Source organism: Mesorhizobium sp. B1-1-5 (assembly GCF_006443065.1).
GTDB lineage: Bacteria > Pseudomonadota > Alphaproteobacteria > Rhizobiales > Rhizobiaceae > Mesorhizobium.
The window spans coordinates 1-1,893 of the sequence record NZ_VFWS01000271.1; the positions used below are offsets into that span (position 1 = coordinate 1).

2 protein-coding genes and 1 pseudogene are annotated in these 1,893 nt (G+C 59.7%); 1 reads left to right on the forward strand and 2 read right to left on the reverse strand.

Annotation, left to right across the window (positions count from 1 at the left end):
• The coding region (locus FJ980_RS30300; RefSeq protein ID WP_140547276.1) for a hypothetical protein at positions 1-279 on the reverse strand (279 nt) is incomplete at its 3' end.
• A 434-nt stretch (positions 280-713) separates the two neighbouring features.
• On the opposite strand from FJ980_RS30300, the pseudogene FJ980_RS30305 reads away from it, so the two are divergent.
• Positions 714-1,457: pseudogene (locus FJ980_RS30305) on the forward strand (DUF5131 family protein).
• A 34-nt stretch (positions 1,458-1,491) separates the two neighbouring features.
• On the opposite strand, the gene FJ980_RS34920 reads toward FJ980_RS30305, so the two are convergent.
• Positions 1,492-1,893: hypothetical protein (locus FJ980_RS34920; RefSeq protein ID WP_181181354.1), on the reverse strand; the 402-nt coding region annotated here is incomplete at its 5' end.

Sequence of the window (1,893 nt, forward strand, 5' to 3'; positions counted from 1 at the left end):
TCGTCCAACCTCGATGTCGGCCTCTTGCAACAGGAAGCCGACGTCCTCGCCACCAAGGTCGATATTCGCTAGGAGCTCGACCGTGCGAGCCGCCGAATAGGTCGAGGTGGTCCAGTAGGCGGGCCGGCCCGATGCAATGGCGTCAATCGCGCTGGCCCGGTTGTCGTCATAGCCATTGCCGTAAACCGTGATGGCGTCGGTCAGATGCCGCTTCATCGCAAACGCGTCTTCGGTCAGGTAGACCTCGGCGGCGCGGCTCTGCTTGGTGATGGCGTTCATCTCGTCTCCTCATCTCCGGAGGCCGTTGCCTCTTCGGTGTTGGGGAGATATTCGCGATAATCGCAAAAACTGTCAAGCAGGAAAATAGCGATAATCGCAAAATAAGTTTGACGCAATGTTTGCGTATGCGTTATCGATGTCGCCAATCGAGCGGAGACCCGGTGCAAATCCGGTGCAGGTGAAGCCGCGGGCGCGGGAAGCGAAAGTCCTACCGTGCTGCCTGAAAGTGAGGACGGATTGCCGAGAGGCGTCCTGGCACGCGTCCCATCCCGGCTCAGGCCTTCAGGACATCGGCCATAGCTCTCCCGCTCCTTGGGCTCGGTCCATGGGGTAGGGGGAAGCTGTGGCCGGAACCCTCCCTCTCGCGACCTTCAGAACCTGAAAGTCTCAGAACAGGTTCACAGTTTAACACCAACAGTAGGGAGAATGCTCACATGGCCGAGACCTCAATCGAATGGACTGACGCAACGTGGAACCCGGTTGCGGGCTGCACGATCCTGACCGCCGGCTGCACAAACTGTTACGCGATGCGCATGGCGGCACGCCTCGAAGCGATGGGGCAAGCGAAATACCAAGGGCTGACGCGGAAGACCGGCGGCCGCGCAAAATGGACCGGCAAAGTCGTTACGGATCCGAAGTCGCTAGCGATCCCGCCCACCTGGTCGAAGCCTCGCCGGGTCTTCGTCAATTCCATGTCGGACCTGTTTCACATCGACGTGCCCGCCGACTTCATCCGCCAAGTCTGGACCGTCATGGAAGAGACGCCGCGGCACACCTACCAGATCCTGACCAAGCGGCCGGAGGTCATGGCCGTCGTCCTCACACGCGGCGACTTCCCAGTCCTTCCGAACGTCTGGCTGGGAACGAGCGTCGAGGATAGCCGTGTGCTCGGCCGCCTCGATGACCTGCGCCGAGTGCCGGCGGCGATCCGCTTCGTCTCGCTCGAGCCATTGATCGGCTCAGTGGCAGGCGCCAACCTGGCCGATATTCATTGGGCAATTGTCGGCGGTGAATCCGGGCCGGGCGCTCGTTACATGGATCCGCATTGGGTCGACGAAATCGAGACGATATGCCGGCGAGCCGGTACCGCTTTCTTCTTCAAGCAATAGGGCGGTCGCAACAAGAAAGCGACCGGGCGAACCCTCAACGGCCGGACCTACGACGAGATGCCGGCATGAAACGAAAATTACAGGCACCAGCTCATGGCGTTCGTCACTGTTTGGGCGGTATGTTGGGCATTGGCACAGGCGCGAGCTGCTGATTTGGCAGGGTTCGGCTCCTGTCGCCCTTCTGCTGCGCTTGCAGGTACTGTATCACCGTATCCACCTTTCCATTTAGGTCAGTGTACTGTGCCTGCATGGCGTCAAACTTCGGCGCGACAGCGTCTACAGCTATCGACGCGATAGACTGAGCATCCATCCCTACGCTGAAAACTTGGCTACCCCACGCCAGAATGGCTATCACGATTGCCAGAGCGGCGATGCCGGTGCCGACTACCGTAGTTTTCAAACCGCTGGTGGATTTGTCGATCGCGCGCAATTCGCCCATGACTTCGGCGAACTTCGTATCAGTCCTAGCCTCTGCTGCGGCAATTTTAGCGTCAATGATCTCCGA